This is a genomic window from Bradyrhizobium sp. 132, from assembly GCF_023074185.1.
Lineage (GTDB): Bacteria > Pseudomonadota > Alphaproteobacteria > Rhizobiales > Xanthobacteraceae > Bradyrhizobium.
In genome coordinates this window covers 42,541-62,668 of sequence record NZ_JADPKY010000006.1, presented here as the reverse complement: position 1 = coordinate 62,668, position 20,128 = coordinate 42,541, and the positions used below count along the sequence as shown (strand labels likewise).

At 64.4% G+C, this 20,128-nt stretch carries 18 protein-coding genes; 15 read left to right on the top strand and 3 right to left on the bottom strand.

From position 1 onward, the window contains the following. The first annotated feature begins 1 nt into the window (after position 1). The 3 genes from IVA74_RS00355 to boxB all read left to right on the top strand — a co-directional run bounded on the left by IVA74_RS00355 (position 2) and on the right by boxB (position 4,403). Entirely contained in the window at positions 2-820 is an 819-nt protein-coding gene (locus tag IVA74_RS00355; RefSeq protein ID WP_247338726.1) for an alpha/beta hydrolase, read from the top strand. A 294-nt stretch (positions 821-1,114) separates the two neighbouring features. After that, positions 1,115-2,803 carry a 2,3-epoxybenzoyl-CoA dihydrolase gene (gene boxC / locus IVA74_RS00350; protein WP_247338725.1) on the top strand — a complete coding sequence of 563 codons (1,689 nt, stop codon included), beginning with the start codon at positions 1,115-1,117 and terminating at the stop codon, positions 2,801-2,803. Between the two features lie 148 nt (positions 2,804-2,951). After that, a complete protein-coding gene (gene boxB / locus IVA74_RS00345) occupies positions 2,952-4,403 on the top strand; it encodes a benzoyl-CoA 2,3-epoxidase subunit BoxB (protein WP_247338724.1) in 1,452 nt (483 codons plus the stop codon). A 178-nt stretch (positions 4,404-4,581) separates the two neighbouring features. Here boxB and IVA74_RS00340 read toward each other — a convergent pair whose 3' ends face one another. Beyond that, positions 4,582-5,391 (bottom strand): SDR family oxidoreductase, encoded by an 810-nt coding sequence (locus IVA74_RS00340; protein WP_247338723.1) that lies wholly within the window; start codon positions 5,389-5,391, stop codon positions 4,582-4,584. A gap of 184 nt (positions 5,392-5,575) precedes the next feature. Beyond that, the gene (locus IVA74_RS00335) at positions 5,576-6,634 is read right to left on the bottom strand and encodes a polysaccharide deacetylase family protein (RefSeq protein WP_247338722.1); all 1,059 of its coding nucleotides are present in this window, start codon (positions 6,632-6,634) and stop codon (positions 5,576-5,578) included. Between the two features lie 164 nt (positions 6,635-6,798). Between IVA74_RS00335 and IVA74_RS00330 the strand changes: the two genes are divergently transcribed. The 10 genes from IVA74_RS00330 to phoB all read left to right on the top strand — a co-directional run bounded on the left by IVA74_RS00330 (position 6,799) and on the right by phoB (position 16,773). After that, on the top strand, positions 6,799-8,193 hold the full coding sequence (locus IVA74_RS00330) for an OmpA family protein (RefSeq protein ID WP_247338720.1): 1,395 nt from the start codon (positions 6,799-6,801) through the stop codon (positions 8,191-8,193). Between the two features lie 2 nt (positions 8,194-8,195). Continuing rightward, a complete protein-coding gene (locus IVA74_RS00325; protein ID WP_247338718.1) occupies positions 8,196-8,498 on the top strand; it encodes a hypothetical protein in 303 nt (100 codons plus the stop codon). Positions 8,499-8,949: 451 nt separating this feature from the next. Continuing rightward, positions 8,950-10,005: a lysylphosphatidylglycerol synthase domain-containing protein gene (locus IVA74_RS00320; protein WP_247338717.1), complete on the top strand. Its 1,056-nt coding sequence runs from the start codon at positions 8,950-8,952 to the stop codon at positions 10,003-10,005. A 47-nt stretch (positions 10,006-10,052) separates the two neighbouring features. After that, positions 10,053-11,351 carry an ATP-binding protein gene (locus IVA74_RS00315; RefSeq protein WP_247338715.1) on the top strand — a complete coding sequence of 433 codons (1,299 nt, stop codon included), beginning with the start codon at positions 10,053-10,055 and terminating at the stop codon, positions 11,349-11,351. 144 nt (positions 11,352-11,495) lie between these two features. Continuing rightward, on the top strand, positions 11,496-12,509 hold the full coding sequence (gene pstS, locus IVA74_RS00310) for a phosphate ABC transporter substrate-binding protein PstS (protein ID WP_247338713.1): 1,014 nt from the start codon (positions 11,496-11,498) through the stop codon (positions 12,507-12,509). A gap of 152 nt (positions 12,510-12,661) precedes the next feature. Beyond that, entirely contained in the window at positions 12,662-13,651 is a 990-nt protein-coding gene (gene pstC / locus IVA74_RS00305) for a phosphate ABC transporter permease subunit PstC (RefSeq protein ID WP_247338767.1), read from the top strand. A 4-nt stretch (positions 13,652-13,655) separates the two neighbouring features. Next, positions 13,656-14,501, top strand: a complete 846-nt coding sequence (pstA, locus tag IVA74_RS00300; RefSeq protein ID WP_247338711.1) for a phosphate ABC transporter permease PstA — start codon at positions 13,656-13,658, stop codon at positions 14,499-14,501. Next, positions 14,498-15,319: a phosphate ABC transporter ATP-binding protein PstB gene (pstB, locus tag IVA74_RS00295; RefSeq protein WP_247338709.1), complete on the top strand. Its 822-nt coding sequence runs from the start codon at positions 14,498-14,500 to the stop codon at positions 15,317-15,319. The genes pstA and pstB overlap by 4 nt, the downstream gene beginning before the upstream one ends. Positions 15,320-15,330: 11 nt before the next feature. Continuing rightward, a complete protein-coding gene (gene phoU / locus IVA74_RS00290) occupies positions 15,331-16,047 on the top strand; it encodes a phosphate signaling complex protein PhoU (RefSeq protein ID WP_247338707.1) in 717 nt (238 codons plus the stop codon). 15 nt (positions 16,048-16,062) lie between these two features. Further along, on the top strand, positions 16,063-16,773 hold the full coding sequence (gene phoB, locus IVA74_RS00285; protein WP_247338705.1) for a phosphate regulon transcriptional regulator PhoB: 711 nt from the start codon (positions 16,063-16,065) through the stop codon (positions 16,771-16,773). Between the two features lie 129 nt (positions 16,774-16,902). Here the strand turns inward: phoB and IVA74_RS00280 are convergent, their stop codons facing one another. Continuing rightward, a complete protein-coding gene (locus IVA74_RS00280; RefSeq protein WP_247338703.1) occupies positions 16,903-17,415 on the bottom strand; it encodes a GcrA family cell cycle regulator in 513 nt (170 codons plus the stop codon). Positions 17,416-17,870: 455 nt separating this feature from the next. Between IVA74_RS00280 and IVA74_RS00275 the strand changes: the two genes are divergently transcribed. Next, a complete protein-coding gene (locus IVA74_RS00275; protein WP_247338702.1) occupies positions 17,871-19,073 on the top strand; it encodes an aspartate aminotransferase family protein in 1,203 nt (400 codons plus the stop codon). After that, positions 19,073-20,008, top strand: coding sequence for an ornithine carbamoyltransferase (gene argF, locus IVA74_RS00270; protein ID WP_247338700.1), 936 nt, complete (start codon positions 19,073-19,075; stop codon positions 20,006-20,008). Before IVA74_RS00275 ends, argF begins: the two co-directional genes overlap by 1 nt. The last annotated feature ends 120 nt before the right edge of the window (positions 20,009-20,128 follow it).

Sequence of the window (20,128 nt, the reverse complement as noted above, 5' to 3'; positions counted from 1 at the left end):
CATGACCGACCTCACCCCCACCGGCTTCCTCAGCATCGGCAACGCCAGCCTCGAATACAAATGGCTGGCGCCACAAACCGCGGACGCACCGACCATCGTCATGCTGCATGAAGGCCTCGGCTCGGTCGGGCTCTGGGGCGACTTCCCGGAAAAGCTGCAGCAGGCGACCTCCGCCGGCATCTTCGTCTATTCGCGTGCGGGCTACGGCCAGTCGAGCAAGGTTGCGCTGCCGCGGCCGCTCGACTATATGGAGCGCGAGGCGCTGGACGTGCTGCCGAAGGTGCTCGATGCGATCGGCTTCAAGCGTGGCCTCCTGCTCGGCCATTCCGACGGCGCCTCGATCGCGACGATCTATGCCGGCGCGCATCAGGATCATCGCCTGAGCGGGCTCGTGCTGATCGCGCCGCATTTCATCGTTGAGGACATCTCGGTGAAGTCGATTGCGGACATCAAGACGGCATTTGAGACCACCGACCTGAAGGCAAAACTCGCGCGCTGGCACAAGGACGTCGACAACGCCTTCCAGGGCTGGAACGGCGCCTGGCTCGATCCGAAATTCCGCGACTGGGATATTTCCGAGTCTCTCGCCTACATCCGCGTCCCTTTGCTGATCCTGCAAGGCCGGGACGATCAATATGGGACATTGCGTCAGCTCGAAATCGCGCAGGAAGAGTGTTATTGTCCGGTAGATTTGAAAGTCATTTCAGACGCGGGACATTCCCCGCATCGTGAAGCGCCGGGGACGACGCTTGACGCTATTGAGCAATTTGCAAAAGCGGCCCTGCGCGACGATCAGGGACTCCAGGGACGCGCCGCATGACGTTGCGGAGGCACATCGATGAATGTGCCTTCGAACGCGAGTGATCCAATGCGCGCGCTGAACTCGCGCAGCGCTTTCCGGTCCCGGCGCTGACGGCCTGCTTCAAGCCAAGCTCGGCAGGCCGCAACTGTCCAAAGCCGACTGGATCGCGCTCAGCGCCGGCGCGTGATCCCAGCGGGGGTCATGAAACAAAGTGCATGCCTCGTCCGTTAAGGGCTAGACGCGCCCAAAAAGATGCACTATTGTGCATCTAACGCGACAGCCAAAACGCATAGACAAGCTCAAGGGTGGCCCATGGCCGGGGAAGATCGGCGCCTCGCAGGCGGCGCGACATTCATCGATTTCCAGACCGAACCGTCCCGCTACCGGCACTGGAAGCTCGCGGTCGACGGTGACGTCGCTACCCTGACCATGGACGTCGACGAGAACGGCGGCCTGTTCGAGGGCTATCTGCTCAAGCTCAACTCCTACGATCTCGGCGTTGATATCGAGCTTGCGGACGTGGTGCAGCGGCTGCGCTTCGAGCACCCCGACGTGAAGGTCGTGGTGATGCGCTCGGCCAAGAACCGCGTGTTCTGCGCCGGCGCCAACATCCGCATGCTCGCCGGCTCGACCCACGCCCACAAGGTCAACTTCTGCAAGTTCACCAACGAGACCCGCAACGGCATGGAAGACTCGTCGGAGAATTCCGGCCAGCGCTTCATTACGGTGGTAAACGGCTCGGCCGCCGGCGGCGGCTATGAGCTTGCGCTCGCCACCGACTACATCATGCTCGCCGATGACGGCGCATCTGCCGTTGCCTTGCCCGAAGTGCCGCTGCTGGCGGTGCTGCCCGGCACCGGCGGCCTCACGCGCGTGGTCGACAAGCGCAAGGTGCGCCGCGACCATGCCGACTTCTTCTGCACCATCGAGGAAGGCGTCAAGGGCAAGCGCGCCGTGCAATGGCGCTTGGTCGACGAGATCGCGCCGAACAGCAAGCTCGAAGGCAGGGTCGTCGAGCGTGCCAGGGAGTTTGCGGCTGCGTCGAAGCGCAACGGAAGCGGCAAGGGCATTGCTCTCTCCCCGCTCAAGCGCGTCATCGACGAGACCAGCCTGCGCTATGGCTTTGTCACCGTCGATATCGACCGCGCCGCGCGCATCGCCACGATCTCGATCAAGGCGCCTGAAGCCGCGCCGCCCGCCGACATCGACGGCATGATGGCGCAGGGTGTCGCGTTCTGGCCGCTCCAGGTGGCGCGCGAACTCGACGACGCGATCCTGCATCTGCGCATCAACGAGCTCGAGATCGCCATGCTGGTGTTCAAGAGTCACGGCGATCGCGCCCATGTGCTCGCCTGCGATGCCTTCCTCGAAGCCAACAAGGCGCACTGGCTGGTCAACGAGATCAGGCATTACTGGAAGCGCGTCTTGAAGCGCATCGACGTCACCTCGCGCACGCTGGTGACGCTGGTCGAGCCCGGCTCCTGCTTTGCCGGCACGCTCGCCGAGCTCGTCTTCGCCGCCGACCGCTCCTACATGCTGATCGGCACGCGCCAGGGCGACAACCGCCCGCCGCCGTCGATCGAGCTGTCAGCGATGAATTTCGGCCCGTATCCGATGAGCCATGGCCTGACGCGGCTTCAGTCGCGCTTCCAGGCCGACCCGTCCGATGTGGAACGCGCGGAAGCCACGATGGGCACGGCTCTGGACGCCGAGCAGGCCGAAGAGCTTGGTCTCGTCACCTTCGCGCTCGACGACATCGACTGGGACGACGAGGTCCGCGTGTTCCTGGAGGAGCGCGCCAGCTTCTCGCCCGACAGCCTCACCGGCATGGAAGCCAGCCTGCGCTTCGTCGGCCCCGAGACGATGGAATCGAAAATCTTCTCGCGTCTCACCGCGTGGCAGAATTGGATCTTCCAGCGCCCGAACGCGGTCGGCGAGGAAGGCGCGCTGCGCCGCTACGGCAGCGGCCAGAAGCCGAAATTCGATATGACGCGGGTGTGACGACTTTCGTGTCCCGGGCGCGCTGCGGCACGAAGTGACGCTGCGCAGAACCGGGACCCATTACGGACCGGACAATAGGTCCCGGCTCAGCAGTGCAGCACTTCGCGCCGCACTGCATCCGGGACAAGAGATCGCAAGGAGCACGGCCATGAGCATGAACATCATGAACGTCGACTACTCGACCAAGATTCCGAACAACGTCAATCTCGCCGAAGACCGCCAGGTGCTGAAGGCGCTGGAAGGCTGGCATCCCGGCTACATGGATTGGTGGAGCGACATGGGGCCGGAAGGTTTCCAGGAGTCGCTGGTGTATTTGCGTACCGCCTACTCCGTCGATCCGCGCGGCTGGGCCAAGTTCGACTATGTGCGGATGCCCGACTATCGCTGGGGCATTCTTCTGGCGCCCCAGGAGGAGAATCGCGTCGTGCCGTTCGGCGAGCATTTTGGCGAGCCGGCCTGGCAGGAGGTCCCGGGCGAATATCGCGCCATGCTGCGCCGTCTGATCGTGATCCAGGGCGACACCGAGCCTGCCTCGGTCGAGCAGCAGCGCCACCTCGGCAAGACCGCGCCCTCGCTGTACGACATGCGCAATCTGTTCCAGGTCAATGTCGAGGAAGGCCGTCACCTCTGGGCGATGGTCTACCTGCTGCAAAAGTACTTTGGTCGCGACGGACGTGAAGAGGCTGACGATTTGTTGCGCCGCCGCTCGGGTGACGCTGACTCGCCGCGCATGCTGGGCGCCTTCAACGAGGCGACGCCGGACTGGCTGTCCTTCTTCATGTTCACCTATTTCACCGACCGCGACGGCAAGATGCAGCTGCACTCGCTGGCGCAGTCCGGCTTCGATCCGCTGTCGCGCACCTGCCGCTTCATGCTGACCGAGGAAGCGCACCACATGTTCGTCGGCGAGACCGGCATCACCCGCGTCGTGCAGCGCACCTGCGATGCGATGCGCGAAGCCGGCATCACCGATCCGTCCGACATCGCAAAAGTCCGCGCGCTCGGCGTGATCGACCTGCCGACCATCCAGAAGAAGCTGAACCTGCACTATACGCTATCGCTTGATCTGTTCGGCTCGGAAGTCTCGACCAACGCGGCCAACGCCTTCAACACCGGCATCAAGGGCCGCTATCACGAGACCCAGATCGACGACGATCACCAGCTCAAGAACGCGACCTATCCGGTGCTGAAGTTCATCGACGGCGAGATCAAGCTGGTCGACGAGCCGGCGCTGACCGCGCTCAACATGCGCCTGCGCGACGATTACAGCCAGGATTGCGTCAAGGGCATGCTGCGCTGGAATAAGGTGATCTCGACCGCGGGCTATCAGTTTGAGCTCAAGCTGCCCAACGTCGCTTTCCACCGCCATATCGGCGAGTTCAAGGCTATCCACGCGACGCCCGACGGTCTGCTGATCGACGACGCCAATTGGGCCAAGCGCAAGGATGATTGGCTGCCCTCGACCGCGGACGGCGACTTCATCACCTCGCTGATGCAGCCCGTTACCGAGACCGGCGTGTTCGCATCCTGGATCTCGCCGCCGAAGGTCGGCATCGACAACAAGCCGGGCGATTTCGAGTACGTGAAGATCGAGTCGTAGGGGTCAGGGTCTGACGCTCTCGCAATACAAATGGTGTCATCACCCGCGAAAGCGGGTGATCCAGTATTCCAGAGGCAGCGAGGCCTAGAACCGATAGGCCGCAGCGTACTGGATGCCGCGCCTGCGCGGGGCACGACACTGAGTATGAGGCGAGGGCACGCCGCCCTCGCGGCAACCCTCAGCTATCCCACCCGCTCCCCTTGATCCCCGGGTTTGCGTAAACAATTCCACCATCCACCGCGATGGTTGCGCCCACCACATAGTCGCCCGCGCGCGAGGCGAGATAGATCGCGGCACCCGCCATGTCCTCGTCGGTGCCGATGCGCCCCGCGGGCACGCAGGTCGAGACCTCGTCGCTGTGGTCGCGCGCGGCGCGGTTCATGTCGGATTTGAACGGGCCCGGCGCGATCGCGGTGACCACGACATGGTCGGAGATCAGCTTCACGGCCATGCGCCGCGTCAAATGGATCAGCCCGGCCTTGCTCGCCGCGTAGGAATAGGTCTCGCCCGGATTAACGAAAATGCCGTCGATCGAGGCGATGTTGATCACCTTTGCTGGCCGCTCTGCCGAGGCCGCCGCGCGCAGCATCGGCGCCAGCGCCTTGGTCAGGAAGAACGGCGCCTTGAGGTTGAGGTTCATCACCTTGTCCCAGCCGCTCTCGGGAAACTCGTCGAACTCCGCGCCCCAGGCGGCGCCCGCATTGTTGACGAGGATGTCGAGTTTTCGCTCGCGCTTCCCAAATTCACTCGCGAGCAGCTCGGCGCCAGCGAGCGTCGAGATGTCGATCGGCAGCGCGATGCACTCGCCGCCATACTGCGCGGTGAGCTCGTTCGCGGTCGCTTCGCAAGGCCCGGCCTTGCGCGCGGTGATGTAGACCTTCGCCGCACCGGCGCTGAGAAATCCCGCCGCGATCATCTTGCCGATGCCGCGCGAGCCGCCGGTCACCAGCGCGACGCGGCCTTTGAGCGAGAACAGATCGTTGAACATGATGCCTCCCTTGGTTTGCGCTGGTTGTGAGCGGGGTGGGGAGGGGAGTCAACTCAGCTCGTCGTCAGCTCCGCCCTCATCCTGAGGAGCGCGCCAGCGCGTCTCGAAGGATGCGGGCGGCCCATCCTTCGAGACGCGCTCCTTCGGAGCGCTCCTCAGGATGAGGTCTGAGTGTGCGGTTGGATCAAGCCGCCGCGATCCTTCGAAAGCCATTCCACATCGCGGTCGCGGCGCCTGAGGTCAGCACCGGCAAAATTCGCGTGTCCTGGTAATTGCCGTTGAGCGAGACGCGTGGCAGCGCGGTCATGTGGCCGGCGTTCTCGGCGAACAGCATACCGGGCCGCGTCGTCACCGCGGTCTTGAAACCGGCGGCCGCCGCAAGGGCGAATTCACGCTCGCCTGCGGCTTGGCGGTCGCCATAGGGATAGGCAAGATGCTGGACATTGCGGCCGAGCGCCTGCTCGATCCGCGCGCGGCTCACGGCTATCTCTTGCGTGGCGATCTCTTCGCTTTGCTTGGCGAGATTGCAATGGCTGATGGTGTGGGCACCGATCGTGACCAGGGGGTCGGCGGCAAATCGCTTCACCTCGTCCCAGGACAGGCAGAGGCCGCGGCACAACGCGGTCATATCGACGCCGTACCTGGTGCAGAGCGCTTCGATCTCGCGCTTGAGATCGTGCTCGCCCGGCAATGCGCGGAGCCAGTCGTGCACGCGGTCGAACGCCGCCTGCTTGGCGGCCGGCGTCGTCGCATCGAGCCGCAGCGCGGCATTGCCGATTTTGACCTCGATCTGCTCGGTCTTGGCGATCACGGCTTCCAGCGCCTCCCACCACAGCCGCCCCGTGCCCTCGGCGAAATCGCTGGCGACATAGACCGCCAGAGGCGCGTCAAATTCGCGCAGAACCGGCAGCGCATAGTCGAGATTGTCGCGATAGCCGTCGTCGAGCGTGAAGGCGGCGAAGCGGCGGTCGAACCGGCCCCGCACCAGCCGCTCATGCAGCTCGTCCATGCTGACGATGTCGATCTCGTGCGAGCGCAAATGGCTGAGCGTGGCGCGCAGGAATTCGGGGGTGACTTCGAGATGCCGGTTCGGCTGGAAGGCGGCGTCGCGGCCCGGCCGCACGTGGTGCAGCATGAAAATAGCGCCGACGCCCGATAAAAGCGGGCGCAACAGATGGTGCGCCCCGCTGAAATAGAGTGCTCCCAGCCCGGCGCGGATGACGTTGTTTCGGAGTTGTTTCATGACCGGCGGGCGGACTCTGGCATTCCGGATTCAACTTACGGAAGAACCCTTGAAGAAAAAGTTATTCCAATTGTCCATGCAGGGCCTTTGGAAGGGCGTCATTTCCGGTTTGACAGCCTGCCAAGGGTTTGTTTTGTCTCCGGTTCCAGAGTTCGGGTCGTCGAATGCAGAAGCTTTTCAGGTGGGCCAGCAAATGGTGGCCGGGGTTAATCCCGCTGGCCGTCATGTGGGGATTTGCGGCCTGGAATAATACCTTGCCGGTCGAGGCGGACCTTTCCGCCCGGAGTTCGGCCGCCCTCAAGGACACCGTTCTGGACAAGACCCGGATCGCGGTGGACGGCCGCGACGTCAGCCTGGCCGCGGACGCGTTTTCCGAGGAGGGGCGGCGCGACGCCGTGGTGGCGGTCGAGACAGTCCCCGGCGTGCGCCTGGTCGACGACCGGACCCGCCTCGTTCCCGAGGCCAAACCCTTCGTCTGGAACGCCGAACGCGACGTGGTGCGGGTGACGCTGTCAGGCTCCGCGCCCTTGCCGTCGATCAAGGGCCGTCTGACCGAGGCGGCCCGCAAGGAGCTCGGCGGCGTCGAGGTGGCCGATCAAATGGGGCTGGCGCGCGGCGCGCCGCCGCGGTTCGAGGCGGCTGCGACGCTGCTGCTCGACCAGATCGGCAAGCTCAAGGACGGCAAGATCACGATAACGGACACCAAGGTCAATCTGTCGGGCATGGCGCGCGACCTCGGCGGCCGCGAAGCGGTCGCAGCCGCGCTCAAGAACCTGCCCGAGGGCTTCTCGATTGCTGCCAACGACGTCAAGGCGCCGCCCTACGTCTTCCAGGCCTACAAGGATCCGGTGGCCGCGACGGTGACGCTGACCGGTTATGTTCCCGACAACAATGTCCACACGGCAATCGTCACCAGCGCGTCGCGGAAATTCTTCAACGAAAAGGTCGTCGACAATCTCAAGGCCAGCCTCGGCGCGCCCGGCGCCTTCAATCCCGCCGTGGTCGCAGCGCTCGGCGCGCTGTCGCGACTGTCGACCGGCACGCTTGTCGTATCCGACCGCGAGGTAAAGCTGTCGGGCGATGCGCTCTATGAAGGGGCCGCCAACGACATCCGGGCAGGCCTCGGCAAGGATTTCCCGAAAAACTGGCAGTACAAGCCGGAAATCACGGTGAAACCTGCGGCCGGCCCGGTCGACGGCACCGTGTGCCAGCAATTGTTCTCGGAGCTGCTGGCCAAGGCCAAGATCCGCTTCGGGGCGAAGCGCGCCGACATCGATCCGGATTCCGCCGGCATTCTCGATCATCTGATCGAGACGGCGCTGCGATGCCCCACCACCAATATCGAGGTCGCCGGGCATACCGATGCCGACGGTGAGGACGCCTTCAACCAGGCTCTCTCGCAGAAGCGCGCGCAGGCGGTGATCGATTATCTGGTCAAGGCCGGGCTGCCCGCCAGCCGCTTCACCGCGGTCGGCTATGGCAGCACGCAGCCCGTCGCCGGTAACGCCACCGAAGACGCCAAGGCGCAGAACCGCCGCATCGAATTTCTGGTGAGGTAACGATGCCCTATCTCGTCTCGTTTCATCTCGGCTGGTTGATCGGCTCGCTACTGCTCGGCTTTTGCATGGGCTGGATCTCGGTGGTCCAGCGCGGCAACGGCACCTCGAAAGTGACCGCGCGCTGGCTCGCCGTGCTTGCGGCCGCCCTGGTCGCCGTCTCGTTCGCGCATGTGGTCCCCGGCCGTTTCGGCTACTGGCTCGACCTCGCCCTGATCATGTTCGCCTGCTACCTTGTCGGCTGCACCATCGGCGCCTGGCTGCGCGACCGCGTGGTCTCGCGCACCGCGCCGCCGGCCGCTCTGTGATGTTGCCGTGCCCCCTTGACCACGGGAGTCAGGGTCGGGCTGCGCGGCCGTTCGGCACATCGGAAAACCGCGATCAAGCGCTCAAGTCACCCCTCTTTCAAGAGGTGGGTGCGGCCCATAGATTGACGTCGGCTTAAGCCGTGACGGAACATTGTGCGGTCGAAATCATCAAAACTTCATGGCGACTGCGCAGGATCGCCATGGAGATTCGCGTCAGTCTTGCCGCCGAAAGCGCCAAACCGTGCACCAGGAGCCCATAACCCTGCCTAAAATACTGAAGGCACGAGTTTTTGTTCGAATTGCCGAATTCCACTCCGCCCGAAAACGCGCTAGGGGAGAGGAAGGGGGCCTGCGCGATGCCGGAGCCGGCGGCGAAGGTTCGTTGAGCGCCTGCGTGTCGTCCGCCTGTTCGCCGGCCTTCCTGGCCGCTGAAGCGTTGTTCGAGGTTTAGATGCTGGAAGCCATACGCAGAGCGATGTCGTTTCTGCGCCAGAAGCAAATCCTGCATAAGCTTGGAGTTGTGATCAGCGTCGCGGTCATCGGCATCGCTTGCTACGTGCTCTACCACATGCTGCGCGGCATCGATGTCAACGAGGTCCTTGAAGCGATCAAGAGCACCGAGCCGAGCCAGATTGCGATGGCGGGGCTGTTCGTCGCCGCGGGCTATTTCACGCTGACCTTCTACGATTTGTTCGCCGTGCGCGCGATCGGCCACGCGCACGTGCCCTATCGCATCAACGCGCTCGCCGCCTTTACCAGCTATTCGATCGGCCACAATGTCGGCGCCAGCGTCTTCACCGGCGGCGCAGTGCGCTACCGCATCTATTCGGCCTACGGCCTGAACGCGATCGACGTCGCAAAAATCTGTTTCCTCGCCGGCCTGACTTTCTGGCTCGGCAATGCCGCCGTGCTGGGCCTCGGCATCTCCTATCATCCGGAGGCCGCCGCGGCGATCGACCAGCTGCCGCCCTGGCTGAACCGGACGCTGGCGATGATGATCATCGTCGGGCTGGTCGCCTATGTGGTCTGGGTCTGGACCCAGCCGCGGATGGTCGGTCGCGGACCCTGGACCGTGATGCTGCCGGGCGGCCCGCTGACGCTGCTCCAGATCACGATCGGCATCATCGATCTCGGCTTCTGCGCGCTCGCGATGTACGTGCTGGTTCCGGACGAGCCCAATCTCGGCTTCGTGGTGGTCGCGGTGATCTTCGTCTCGGCCACCTTGCTCGGCTTTGCGAGCCATTCGCCCGGGGGCCTTGGCGTGTTCGACGCCGCCATGCTGGTCGGCCTCTGGCAGATGGACCGCGAGGAACTGCTGGGCGGCATGCTGCTGTTCCGCGTGCTCTATTATCTGTCCCCCTTCGTCATATCTGTAGTCTTGCTGACGTTTCGCGAGGTTATCATCGGCGCACGATCGAAACGTTTGCAGCAGGCCGCGCTCAAGCTCGACCCCGGCCCCGCGCCTGAAGCCGCTTATGTGAGAAAGCGCAGCGACAGCGGTGCCTGACCGGCGCAAGTCTTGAGCCTAAAAGCCCCTTGGAGAAGCCCGCCCCGATGGCGATCGACGCCCCATCGTCTCCCACCGCCCGGCCCTGGTCCGACCGGCTGCGGCACTCGACCATCATCCTGATCGCCGCAGCGCTGGCGCTGTCGGTGGTGGTCTCGCTCGGCGAATTGTCGATGATGCGGGCGGCGACAGTGTTCCTCTGCATCGCGGCCGCAGCGCTGATCCCGTGGCGCCTGCACGATACTGCCGCCTCGCGCGAAGACACCCGCCGCGTCAACCCCGTCGAGAGCGCGGCGGTGGCCGCGGTTGTTGCCGGAATGCCCGATCCTGCGGTGCTGCTCGACCGTGCCGGCCGCGTCATCCATCTCAACGCTGCGGCCGCCCAGCTTGCGCCGGCGCTGCGCCGGAACGAGCTGGCCCAGTTCGCGCTGCGTTCACCGGAGATCATCACCGCTCTGCGCGAGTCGATCGCGACCACCGAGCCGCGGCGCGCGACCTATCTCGACCATGTCCCGGTCGATCGCTGGATGGAGCTGACCATCACGCCGGTGCCGGTGCCGACCACCTTCGGCGGCGCCGACAAATGCATGCTGATGACCTTCCACGACCAGACGCCGCTGCGCCGGGTCGAGGAAATGCGCGCCGACTTCGTCGCCAATGCCAGCCACGAGCTCCGCACGCCGCTGGCCGCACTGTCCGGCTTCATCGACACGCTCCAGGGCCAGGCCAAGGACGATCCCAAGGCGCGCGAGCGCTTCCTCGGCATCATGCACAACCAGGCCACCCGCATGGCGCGCCTGATCGACGATCTGCTGTCGCTGTCGCGGGTGGAACTGTCGGCCCATGTGCGGCCCGATACCCTGGTCGACCTGCTGCCGATCATCTTCCAGGTCGCCGACGGGCTCGAGCCGCTGGCGCGGGAACGCCGGGTCGAGGTCGAGACCCATCTGCCGGAGACGCCGGTGATGATCGCGGGCGACCGCGAGGAGCTGCTCCGCCTGTTCGAGAATTTGATCGAGAACGCGCTCAAGTACGGCGCCTCGGGCGGCCGTGTCGTCGTGTCGCTGACGTCCAGTCCTGCCATTGATGGAACTCAGGAAATCCGGGTCCTGGTCCGGGATTTCGGCCCCGGCATCGCGCCGGAGCATTTGCCGCGGCTGACCGAGCGCTTCTACCGGGTCGATATCGGTGACAGCCGCTCGCAGGGCGGCACCGGCCTCGGATTATCGCTGGTGAAACATATTCTTAACCGCCATCGCGGCCGGCTTTTGATCGAAAGCGTGCCCAAGCAGGGCGCCACTTTTACCGCCTGTTTTCCCCAGGTGAAGGCCTTGATCCAGAGCTGAAATACAAGCGATTCCAATTGCTTGTCTCCGTCATCCAGCTGTCACGAAAGCTTCGTAAAAGCTCAGCTGTCCGCTCCTAAAGGAGCGGCACGGGGAGCGCGATCGGGCGCGGATGGCGCTTCGCTCCCCTGCATGGAGACCAACATGAATTTCCTCAAAACGATCGTCGCTGCTGGCTTGGTCGCCGCATCGACGACGGCGGCCTTTGCCGCCGATATCACCGGTGCCGGTGCGACGTTCCCGTTCCCGATCTATTCGAAATGGGCTGACACCTACAAGAAAGAGACTGGCAACGGTCTGAACTACCAGTCGATCGGTTCCGGCGGCGGTATCAAGCAGATCCAGGCCAAGACCGTGACCTTCGGCGCCAGCGACGCGCCGCTCAAGGCCGAGCAGCTCGAAAAGGACGGCCTCGTCCAGTGGCCGATGGTGATGGGTGCCATCGTTCCCGTCGTCAACATCGAGGGCGTGAAGCCCGGTGAGATGGTGTTCGACGGCGAGACCCTCGCCGGCATCTATCTCGGCAAGATTACCAAGTGGGACGACGCCGCGATCAAGAAGCTCAATCCGAACCTGAAGCTGCCGTCGGAGGCGATCACCGTGGTCCGCCGTTCGGACGGTTCGGGCACCACCTTCAACTTCACCAACTATCTCGCCAAGGCCAGCGCTGACTGGAAGAGCAAGGTCGGTGAAGGTACCGCCGTCGAGTGGCCGGTCGGCGTCGGCGCCAAGGGCAACGAAGGCGTGTCGGGCAACATCAGCCAGACCAAGAACTCGATCGGTTACGTCGAGTACGCCTATGCCAAGCAGAACAAGCTGACCTACACCGGTCTCGTCAACAAGGCCGGCAAGCCGGTGCAGCCGACCGTCGAAGCCTTCCAGGCAGCCGCCTCCAACGCCGACTGGGCCAAGGCTCCCGGCTACTACGTCATCCTGACCGACCAGCCCGGCGAGAAGTCCTGGCCGATCACGGCGGCGACCTTCATCCTCATGCACAAGGACGCCACCGACAAGGCGGCCTCGCAGGAAGCCATCAAGTTCTTCCGCTGGGCCTTCAAGAACGGCGGCAAGGCGGCTGAAGAGCTCGACTACATCCCGATGCCCGAGGGCGTCGTGACCCTGGTTGAGAAGACCTGGGCTGCCGAGATCAAGAGCTAAGCTCGCGATGCTCGTGTCCCGGACGCGCTGCAGCCTGAAACGCTGCCGCGCAGAGCCGGGACCCACAACTGTGCCCCGGATCAGCGTCGCATCCGGGGCGCGGACCAACAAAAAACGTATACTATTTGGTACAGGGGATCGGCGTGGCAGAGATGGCCGTTCAGAGCGATATAATCGACGACGCCGGACCGTATGATCGCGCCAAGGCCTTGAGCGCGTTCAAAGTCGGGGACGTCACCTTCTACTGGATCACGCGGCTCTCCGCGATCTCGGTGCTTCTGATCCTCGGCGGCATCATCCTGTCGCTGATCGTCGGCGCCTTTCCGGCGATGAAGGAATACGGTCTCTCCTTCCTGTGGACGCAGCGCTGGGCGCCGTCCGCCGATCCGCCGGTGCTCGGCGCGCTCGGGCCGATGTACGGCACGCTCGTCACCTCCTTCATCGCGATGCTGATCGCCATCCCGGTCGGTCTCGGCATTGCGATCTTCCTCACCGAGCTCTGCCCGCAATGGCTGCGCCGCCCGATCGGCATGGCGATCGAGCTGCTCGCCGGCATCCCCTCGATCATCTACGGCATGTGGGGCTTCTTCGTGTTGGGTCCGTTCCTCGCCAACACATTCCAGCCCTTCATGATCAAGATATTCGACGGCGTGCCGGTGCTGGGCGCGATCTTCGCAGGTCCCCCGTCCTATCTCAGCCTGTTCAATGCCGCGCTGATCCTCGCCATCATGGTGCTGCCCTTCATCACCTCGATCTCCGTCGACGTGTTCAAGACGGTGCCTCCGGTGCTGAAGGAAGCCGCCTACGGCGTCGGCTGCACCACCTGGGAAGTCGTCCGCAGCGTGGTGATCCCCTACACCCGCGTCGGCGTCATCGGCGGCGTCATGCTGGCGCTGGGCCGCGCGCTCGGCGAGACCATGGCGGTGACCTTCATCATCGGCAACTCGTTCCGCATCTCGACGTCGATCTTTTCGCCGGGCACCACGATCTCGGCGGCGATCGCATCCGAGTTCGCCGAGAGCGACGGCCTGCACCAGTCCGGCCTGATCCTGCTCGGCCTGCTGCTGTTCGTGCTGACGTTCTTCGTGCTCGCGGGCGCGCGGCTGATGCTGATGCGTTTGGAAAAGAAGGCGGGAAACTAACGCCATGAACCCGATCTATTCACGTCGCCGCCGCAAGGACTTCGTCATCCGCGGGCTCTGCATCGCCGCGACCGCATTCGGCGTCACCTGGCTTGCGCTGATCCTGATCACGCTGCTCTACAACGGCCTGGCTGGCCTCAATGTCCAGCTGTTCACCGAGAACACGCCGCCACCCGGATCGAACGAGGGCGGCCTGCTCAACGCAATCGTCGGCTCGCTGATCATGACCGTGATCGGCGTCGGCATCGGCGCGCCGCTCGGCATGTTCGCCGGCACCTATCTCGCCGAATACGGCCGCAACGACCGGCTGACCTCGGTGATCCGCTTCATCAACGACATCCTGCTGTCGGCGCCCTCGATCATCATTGGCCTGTTCATCTACGGCGCGGTGGTGGTGCCGATGCGCGGCTTCTCGGCGATCGCCGGCAGTCTCGCGCTCGCGGTCATCGTCATCCCGGTGGTGCTGCGCACGACCGAGGACATGCTGCTGCTGGTGCCGAACGCGCTGCGCGAGGCGGCCTCGGCGCTTGGCCTGCCGCGCTCGCTGGTGATCAAGCGCATCGCTTATCGTGCTGCCCGATCGGGCCTCATCACCGGCGTGCTGCTTGCGACTGCCCGCGTCGCCGGCGAGACCGCGCCGCTGCTGTTCACCGCGCTGTCGAACCAGTTCTTCAGCCTCGGCCTGAACAAGACGATGGCGAACCTGCCGGTCACCATCAACAACTTCGTGCAGAGCCCCTACGCCTATTGGAAGCAGCTCGCCTGGAGCGGCGCGCTGCTCATCACCCTGACCGTTCTTGCCCTGAATATTGGCGCGCGCATCCTTGGCGCCGAGAGGACCGCAAAATGAGTGATCTTTCCGTATCGATGAGCGCGTCCGGCGGACTGCCCCACGCGCCGGTGCTGCCCGAGGCGCCCCCCAAGGTGACCGTGCGCAACCTGAACTTCTATTACGGCGAGCATCACGCGCTGAAGAACATCAACCTGACGCTCGGCGCCAACCGCGTCACGGCGTTCATCGGCCCGTCGGGCTGCGGCAAGTCGACCCTGCTGCGCATCTTCAACCGGATGTACGACCTCTATCCGGGTCAGCGCGCCACCGGTCAGCTGATGCTCGACCAGACCAACATCCTCGATCCCAGGCTGGACCTCAATTTGCTGCGCGCCCGCGTCGGCATGGTGTTCCAGAAGCCGACACCGTTCCCGATGACGATCTACGAAAACATCGCGTTCGGCATCCGTCTCTACGAGAAGATCTCGAAGTCCGAGATGGACGGCCGGGTCGAGAAGGCGCTGCGCGGCGGCGCGCTGTGGAACGAGGTCAAGGACAAGCTCAACGCCTCCGGCCTGTCGCTCTCCGGCGGCCAGCAGCAGCGCCTCTGCATCGCCCGCACCGTCGCGGTGCGGCCCGAGGTGATCCTGTTCGACGAGCCCTGCTCGGCGCTCGACCCGATCTCGACCGCCAAGGTCGAGGAGCTGATCCAGGAGCTCGCCGAGGACTACACGATCGCGATCGTCACCCACAACATGCAGCAGGCGGCGCGCGTCTCCGACAAGACCGCCTTCATGTATCTCGGCGAGCTGATCGAGTTCGACGACACCAACAAGATCTTCACGTCGCCGACCGACCGGCGCACGCAGGATTACATCACCGGCCGGTTCGGCTGAGGAGACGCGACATGGGTTCTGAACATACCGCAAAGGCCTTCGACACCGACCTCCAGGAACTCACCCGGCTGGTTGCCGAGATGGGCGGCATCGCCGAGCGCATGATCGTCGATTCCGTCGACGCGCTGATCCGCCGTGACGTTCCGCTCGGCCAGCGCGTCGTCACCATCGACATCGAGCTCGACGCGCTCCAGAAGAAGATCGAGGAGCGCGCCGTGCTCACTATCGCCCGCCGTCAGCCGATGGCGGTCGATCTGCGCGAGATCGTCGGCGCCATGCGCGTCGCGACCGATCTCGAGCGCATCGGCGACCTCGCCAAGAACATGGGCAAGCGTGTCGCGGCGCTGGAGACGGATTTCCATCCGCTCAAGCTGTTCCGCGGCCTGGAGCACATGACCGACCTCGTGCAGCAGCAGGTCAAGTCGGTGCTGGACGCCTATGCCGCGCATGATTTGCCGGCGGCGATGGCGGTGTGGAAGGGCGACGAGGAAGTCGACGCCATCTGCACTTCGCTGTTCCGCGAGCTCCTCACCTACATGATGGAGGATCCGCGCAACATCTCGTTCTGCATCCATTTGATGTTCTGCGCCAAGAACATCGAGCGGATCGGCGACCACGCCACCAACATCGCCGAGACCGTGTTCTACATGATCGAGGGCCAGGCAATCACCGACAAGCGGCCGAAGGGCGATATGACGACCTTCGCCAGCTCGATACCGAACACCTAGGGAGCAACGACCCAGATGGGCGCACGCATTATGGTGGTTGAGGACGAGGAAGCCCTGACCGAGCTTCTCCGCTACAACCTCGAAGGCGACGGCTATGACGTCGAGACGGTCATGCGCGGCGACGACGCCGACACCCGTCTCAAGGAGCACATCCCCGATTTGATCGTGCTCGACTGGATGCTGCCGGGCCTGTCAGGCATCGAATTGTGCCGGCGGCTTCGCACCCGTCCCGAGACCAAGCAGCTCCCGATCATCATGCTCACCGCGCGCGGCGAGGAAAGCGAGCGGGTGCGGGGTCTTGCGACCGGCGCCGACGATTACATCGTCAAGCCGTTCTCGGTGCCGGAGCTCCTGGCGCGCGTGAAGGGCCTGCTGCGGCGCGCAAGCCCGGAGCGGCTCGCCGCCGTGCTCGCCTTTGGCGACATCGAGCTCGACCGCGACAAGCGCCGCGTGGCGCGCTCGGGCCGGCCGATCGATCTCGGCCCGACCGAATATCGCCTGCTGGAGTTCTTCCTGGAGCATCCGGGGCGGGTGTTCTCGCGCGAGCAACTGCTCGACAGCGTCTGGGGCCGCGACATCTACATCGACGAGCGTACCGTCGACGTGCATATCGGCCGCCTGCGCAAGCTGCTCAATCTGGGCCGCGAGCAGGACCCGATCCGCACCGTCCGCGGCGCCGGCTACGCGCTGGATGATCGTTTTGCCAAGGCGGAGCAGCAGGCGTAACTCGCTTCAAGCGCCGCCGTCGTTCCGGATCGGCACGCGCTTTTGGCACGCTTGTCCGGGACGACATCAAGTGGGCCGAGGCGTCATCGTGTGACGGCGCCGCCCTTGCAGTCAGCTAAATCCGCTAGCTCAGCGCGGGCCCGGCTTCACTGGTGCGCGGCGCCGATCCGACGCCGGCTGATATGCGACGCGCGAGTGCTGGGCGCAATAGGGCAGCCCGGAAAGCGCCTTGCCGCCGCAGAAGAAGAAATCCGGCGTCGAGGGATCGCCGACCGGCCAGTGGCAGGTCGCCTCGTTCAGCTCGAGCAGCGATAGCCGCTGGCTCATCGGCACCACGTTGTCGTAGGTGACCGGTTCGGCCTCCACTTCGACCTCGAAAGCCTGTGCCAGCGCGGTGTTGCCGCGCGAGATCGGACGGGTCACCCGCATCATATGCTGCGCGGGGCGCGCCTTGCGCGGCCGGGGCGCTGCCGATGAAGGGCTCTTGGCGCGACCCGACAGGCCGAGCCTGTGCACTTTGCCGATCACGGCATTGCGGGTCACATTACCGAGCTCAGCCGCGATCTTGCTGGCCGAAAGTCCGGCCTCCCAGAGCTTTTTAAGCTGCTCGACGCGATCATCGGACCAGGTCAAAACTGTCATTGCACCCTTTCCCTCGCTGCCGGCCTGCCATCCTGGCGCCTCGCAGCGAATGCCTAAGCCTTTAAAAACCCGTGCCGCCAGAATCCCTTAAGGCTCGCCGGGCGTGACTAGAACGCCCGAACGTTTACGCCGGTACATAAGGACTTAGAGATCAGAACCACTGCACGAGATGTCGTATCTGACAATCCAAACGCTACAATATGGCGTGACTCCCGCGCAAGAGTCCGCCGACTCGCTTCCACATGTTCCGTGGTGAAATCCCGCGAAATCGGCACCGCAAGACTACGGATTCAGCGTTTCGCGAGGCTTTCCGGGCGGCATTGACACCCGTCTTCCCAAGCATAAGATAGTGACACGTGCCGCCCCGAAAAGGCGGCACGTTTCGTTTTCCGGGCCGGTCAATGGTGCGTTGCGCAATGCACGCGTCACACCGTCCGCAACATCCAAGTGACATCATGACCAACAGCGCAGCGCCGCATTTGCTCCCCGTTTTCGCCAGAACCGACCTCGGTTTCGAGCGCGGCGAAGGCTGCTGGCTGATTGCGACCAATGGCGAGCGCTATCTCGATTTCACCTCGGGTGTCGCGGTGAACGCGCTCGGCCATGCCCATCCCGCGCTGGTCAAAGCGTTGCAGGAGCAGGCCACGAAGCTCTGGCACATGTCGAACCTGTTCCAGAGCCCGGATGGCGAGAAGCTCGCCAACCGCCTCTGCCATGAGAGTTTTGCGGACTTCGTGTTCTTCTGCAATTCCGGCGCCGAGGCGCTGGAGGGCGTGATCAAGCTGGTCCGCCATCATCACTTCTCCCAAGGACATCCGGAACGTTACCGCATCATCACCTTCGAAGGCGCGTTCCACGGCCGCACGCTGGCGACGCTGGCCGCGACGGGATCTGCAAAATATCTGGAAGGTTTTGGTCCGCCGATGGATGGCTTCGACCAAATCCCGCATGGCGATATCGAGGCCGTGAAGAAAGCGATCGGTCCGCAGACCGCCGGCATCCTGATCGAGCCGATCCAGGGCGAGGGCGGCGTGCGCTCGGCAACCCCGGCCTTCCTCAAGGCGCTGCGCCAGCTCTGTGACGACAAGGGCTTGCTGCTCGCGTTCGACGAGGTGCAGACCGGCATGGGCCGCACCGGCGATCTGTTCGCACACCGCCGTCTCGGCGTGACGCCCGATGTGATGTCGCTGGCGAAGGCGCTCGGCGGCGGCTTTCCGATCGGCGCGGTGCTGGCGACCGCGGATGCGGCGGCTGGCATGGGGCCCGGCTCGCACGGCTCGACCTTCGGCGGCAATCCGCTCGCGATTTCGGCTGCGAACGCCGTGCTCGACGTCATGCTCAAGCCCGGCTTCTTCGACCACGTGCAGAGGATGTCGCTGCTGCTCAAGCAGAAGCTCGCCTCTGTGATCGACCGTCATAGCGATGTCGTCAGCGAAGTGCGCGGTGAGGGCCTGCTGATCGGCATCAAGGCCGTGGTGCCTTCAGGCGATCTCGTTGCAGCCTTGCGCGACGAAAAGCTGCTCACCGTCGGCGCCGGCGACAATGTCGTACGTTTCCTGCCGCCTTTGATCGTCACCGAAGCCGAGATCGAGGACAGCGTTGGGCGGCTCGAACGCGCCTGCACCGCGTTGTCCGGCAACAAGCGGGCGGCAAGCTGATGAGCAAGTCGCCCAATAAAGCACCGAAGCACTTCCTCGATATCGACGCGCTGCCGCTGTCGGAGCTCAAGAGCATGCTGGCCGCGTCCTCCGCGATGAAGGCGAAGCAGAAGGCGCATCAGCCGGTCAGGCCGCTTGAAGGCAAGACGCTGGCGATGATCTTCGAGCGCCCCTCGACGAGGACGCGGGTGTCGTTCGATGTCGCCATGCGCCAGCTCGGCGGCGAACCCATCATGCTCACCGGCGCGGAGATGCAGCTCGGCCGCGGCGAGACCATCGCCGACACCGCGCGCGTGCTGTCGCGCTATGTCGACGCCATCATGATCCGCATTCTCAATCACGATGCCCTGCTCGAGCTCGCGGCGAACGCCACCGTTCCTGTCATCAACGGCCTGACGCGGCGTTCGCATCCCTGCCAGGTGATGGCCGATCTCATGACCTATGAGGAGCATCGCGGCCCGATCGAGGGCAGGACTGTGGCCTGGACCGGCGACGACAACAACGTGCTCGCCTCCTGGGCGCACGCCGCCGAGCGCTTCAAGTTCCAGCTCAACGTCGCGACGCCCCCGGAGCTCGCGCCGAAAAAGGCGATGCGCGATTTCATCAAGGCGACCGGAGCGCCGATCATGCTCGGCAGCGATGCCGAAGCCGCCGTGCGCGGCGCCGATTGTGTCGTCACCGACACCTGGGTGTCGATGGGCGACAAGGAAGGCGAGCATCGCCACAACGTGCTCAAGCCCTATCAGGTCAACGCCCAGCTGATGTCGCTGGCCAAGCCCGATGCGCTGTTCATGCACTGCCTGCCCGCCCATCGCGGCGAGGAGGTCACCGACGAGGTGATCGACGGTCCGCAATCCGTCGTGTTCGACGAGGCCGAAAACCGCCTGCACGCGCAGAAGGGCATTCTGGCCTGGTGCTTCGACGCGGTGAAGTAGGCGCGGGGCGCGCGGTGAAGGCGAAGTCGGTTTGTTTCGCCGTCCTGGCTTTCGCCAGGACGGCACCGAACTTGCAGCATCGTGTGTAACCATAACTGCGCCCGGAACACGCGGCCCGCG

What these genes read in the sequence shown, in the direction of transcription:
- IVA74_RS00355 (WP_247338726.1), top strand. Translation starts at nt 2, where the DNA reads ATGACCGACCTCACCCCCACCGGCTTCCTCAGCATCGGCAACGCCAGC.
- boxC (WP_247338725.1), top strand. Translation starts at nt 1,115, where the DNA reads ATGGCCGGGGAAGATCGGCGCCTCGCAGGCGGCGCGACATTCATCGAT.
- boxB (WP_247338724.1), top strand. Translation starts at nt 2,952, where the DNA reads ATGAGCATGAACATCATGAACGTCGACTACTCGACCAAGATTCCGAAC.
- IVA74_RS00340 (WP_247338723.1), bottom strand. Translation starts at nt 5,391, where the DNA reads ATGTTCAACGATCTGTTCTCGCTCAAAGGCCGCGTCGCGCTGGTGACC.
- IVA74_RS00335 (WP_247338722.1), bottom strand. Translation starts at nt 6,634, where the DNA reads ATGAAACAACTCCGAAACAACGTCATCCGCGCCGGGCTGGGAGCACTC.
- IVA74_RS00330 (WP_247338720.1), top strand. Translation starts at nt 6,799, where the DNA reads ATGCAGAAGCTTTTCAGGTGGGCCAGCAAATGGTGGCCGGGGTTAATC.
- IVA74_RS00325 (WP_247338718.1), top strand. Translation starts at nt 8,196, where the DNA reads ATGCCCTATCTCGTCTCGTTTCATCTCGGCTGGTTGATCGGCTCGCTA.
- IVA74_RS00320 (WP_247338717.1), top strand. Translation starts at nt 8,950, where the DNA reads ATGCTGGAAGCCATACGCAGAGCGATGTCGTTTCTGCGCCAGAAGCAA.
- IVA74_RS00315 (WP_247338715.1), top strand. Translation starts at nt 10,053, where the DNA reads ATGGCGATCGACGCCCCATCGTCTCCCACCGCCCGGCCCTGGTCCGAC.
- pstS (WP_247338713.1), top strand. Translation starts at nt 11,496, where the DNA reads ATGAATTTCCTCAAAACGATCGTCGCTGCTGGCTTGGTCGCCGCATCG.
- pstC (WP_247338767.1), top strand. Translation starts at nt 12,662, where the DNA reads ATGGCCGTTCAGAGCGATATAATCGACGACGCCGGACCGTATGATCGC.
- pstA (WP_247338711.1), top strand. Translation starts at nt 13,656, where the DNA reads ATGAACCCGATCTATTCACGTCGCCGCCGCAAGGACTTCGTCATCCGC.
- pstB (WP_247338709.1), top strand. Translation starts at nt 14,498, where the DNA reads ATGAGTGATCTTTCCGTATCGATGAGCGCGTCCGGCGGACTGCCCCAC.
- phoU (WP_247338707.1), top strand. Translation starts at nt 15,331, where the DNA reads ATGGGTTCTGAACATACCGCAAAGGCCTTCGACACCGACCTCCAGGAA.
- phoB (WP_247338705.1), top strand. Translation starts at nt 16,063, where the DNA reads ATGGGCGCACGCATTATGGTGGTTGAGGACGAGGAAGCCCTGACCGAG.
- IVA74_RS00280 (WP_247338703.1), bottom strand. Translation starts at nt 17,415, where the DNA reads ATGACAGTTTTGACCTGGTCCGATGATCGCGTCGAGCAGCTTAAAAAG.
- IVA74_RS00275 (WP_247338702.1), top strand. Translation starts at nt 17,871, where the DNA reads ATGACCAACAGCGCAGCGCCGCATTTGCTCCCCGTTTTCGCCAGAACC.
- argF (WP_247338700.1), top strand. Translation starts at nt 19,073, where the DNA reads ATGAGCAAGTCGCCCAATAAAGCACCGAAGCACTTCCTCGATATCGAC.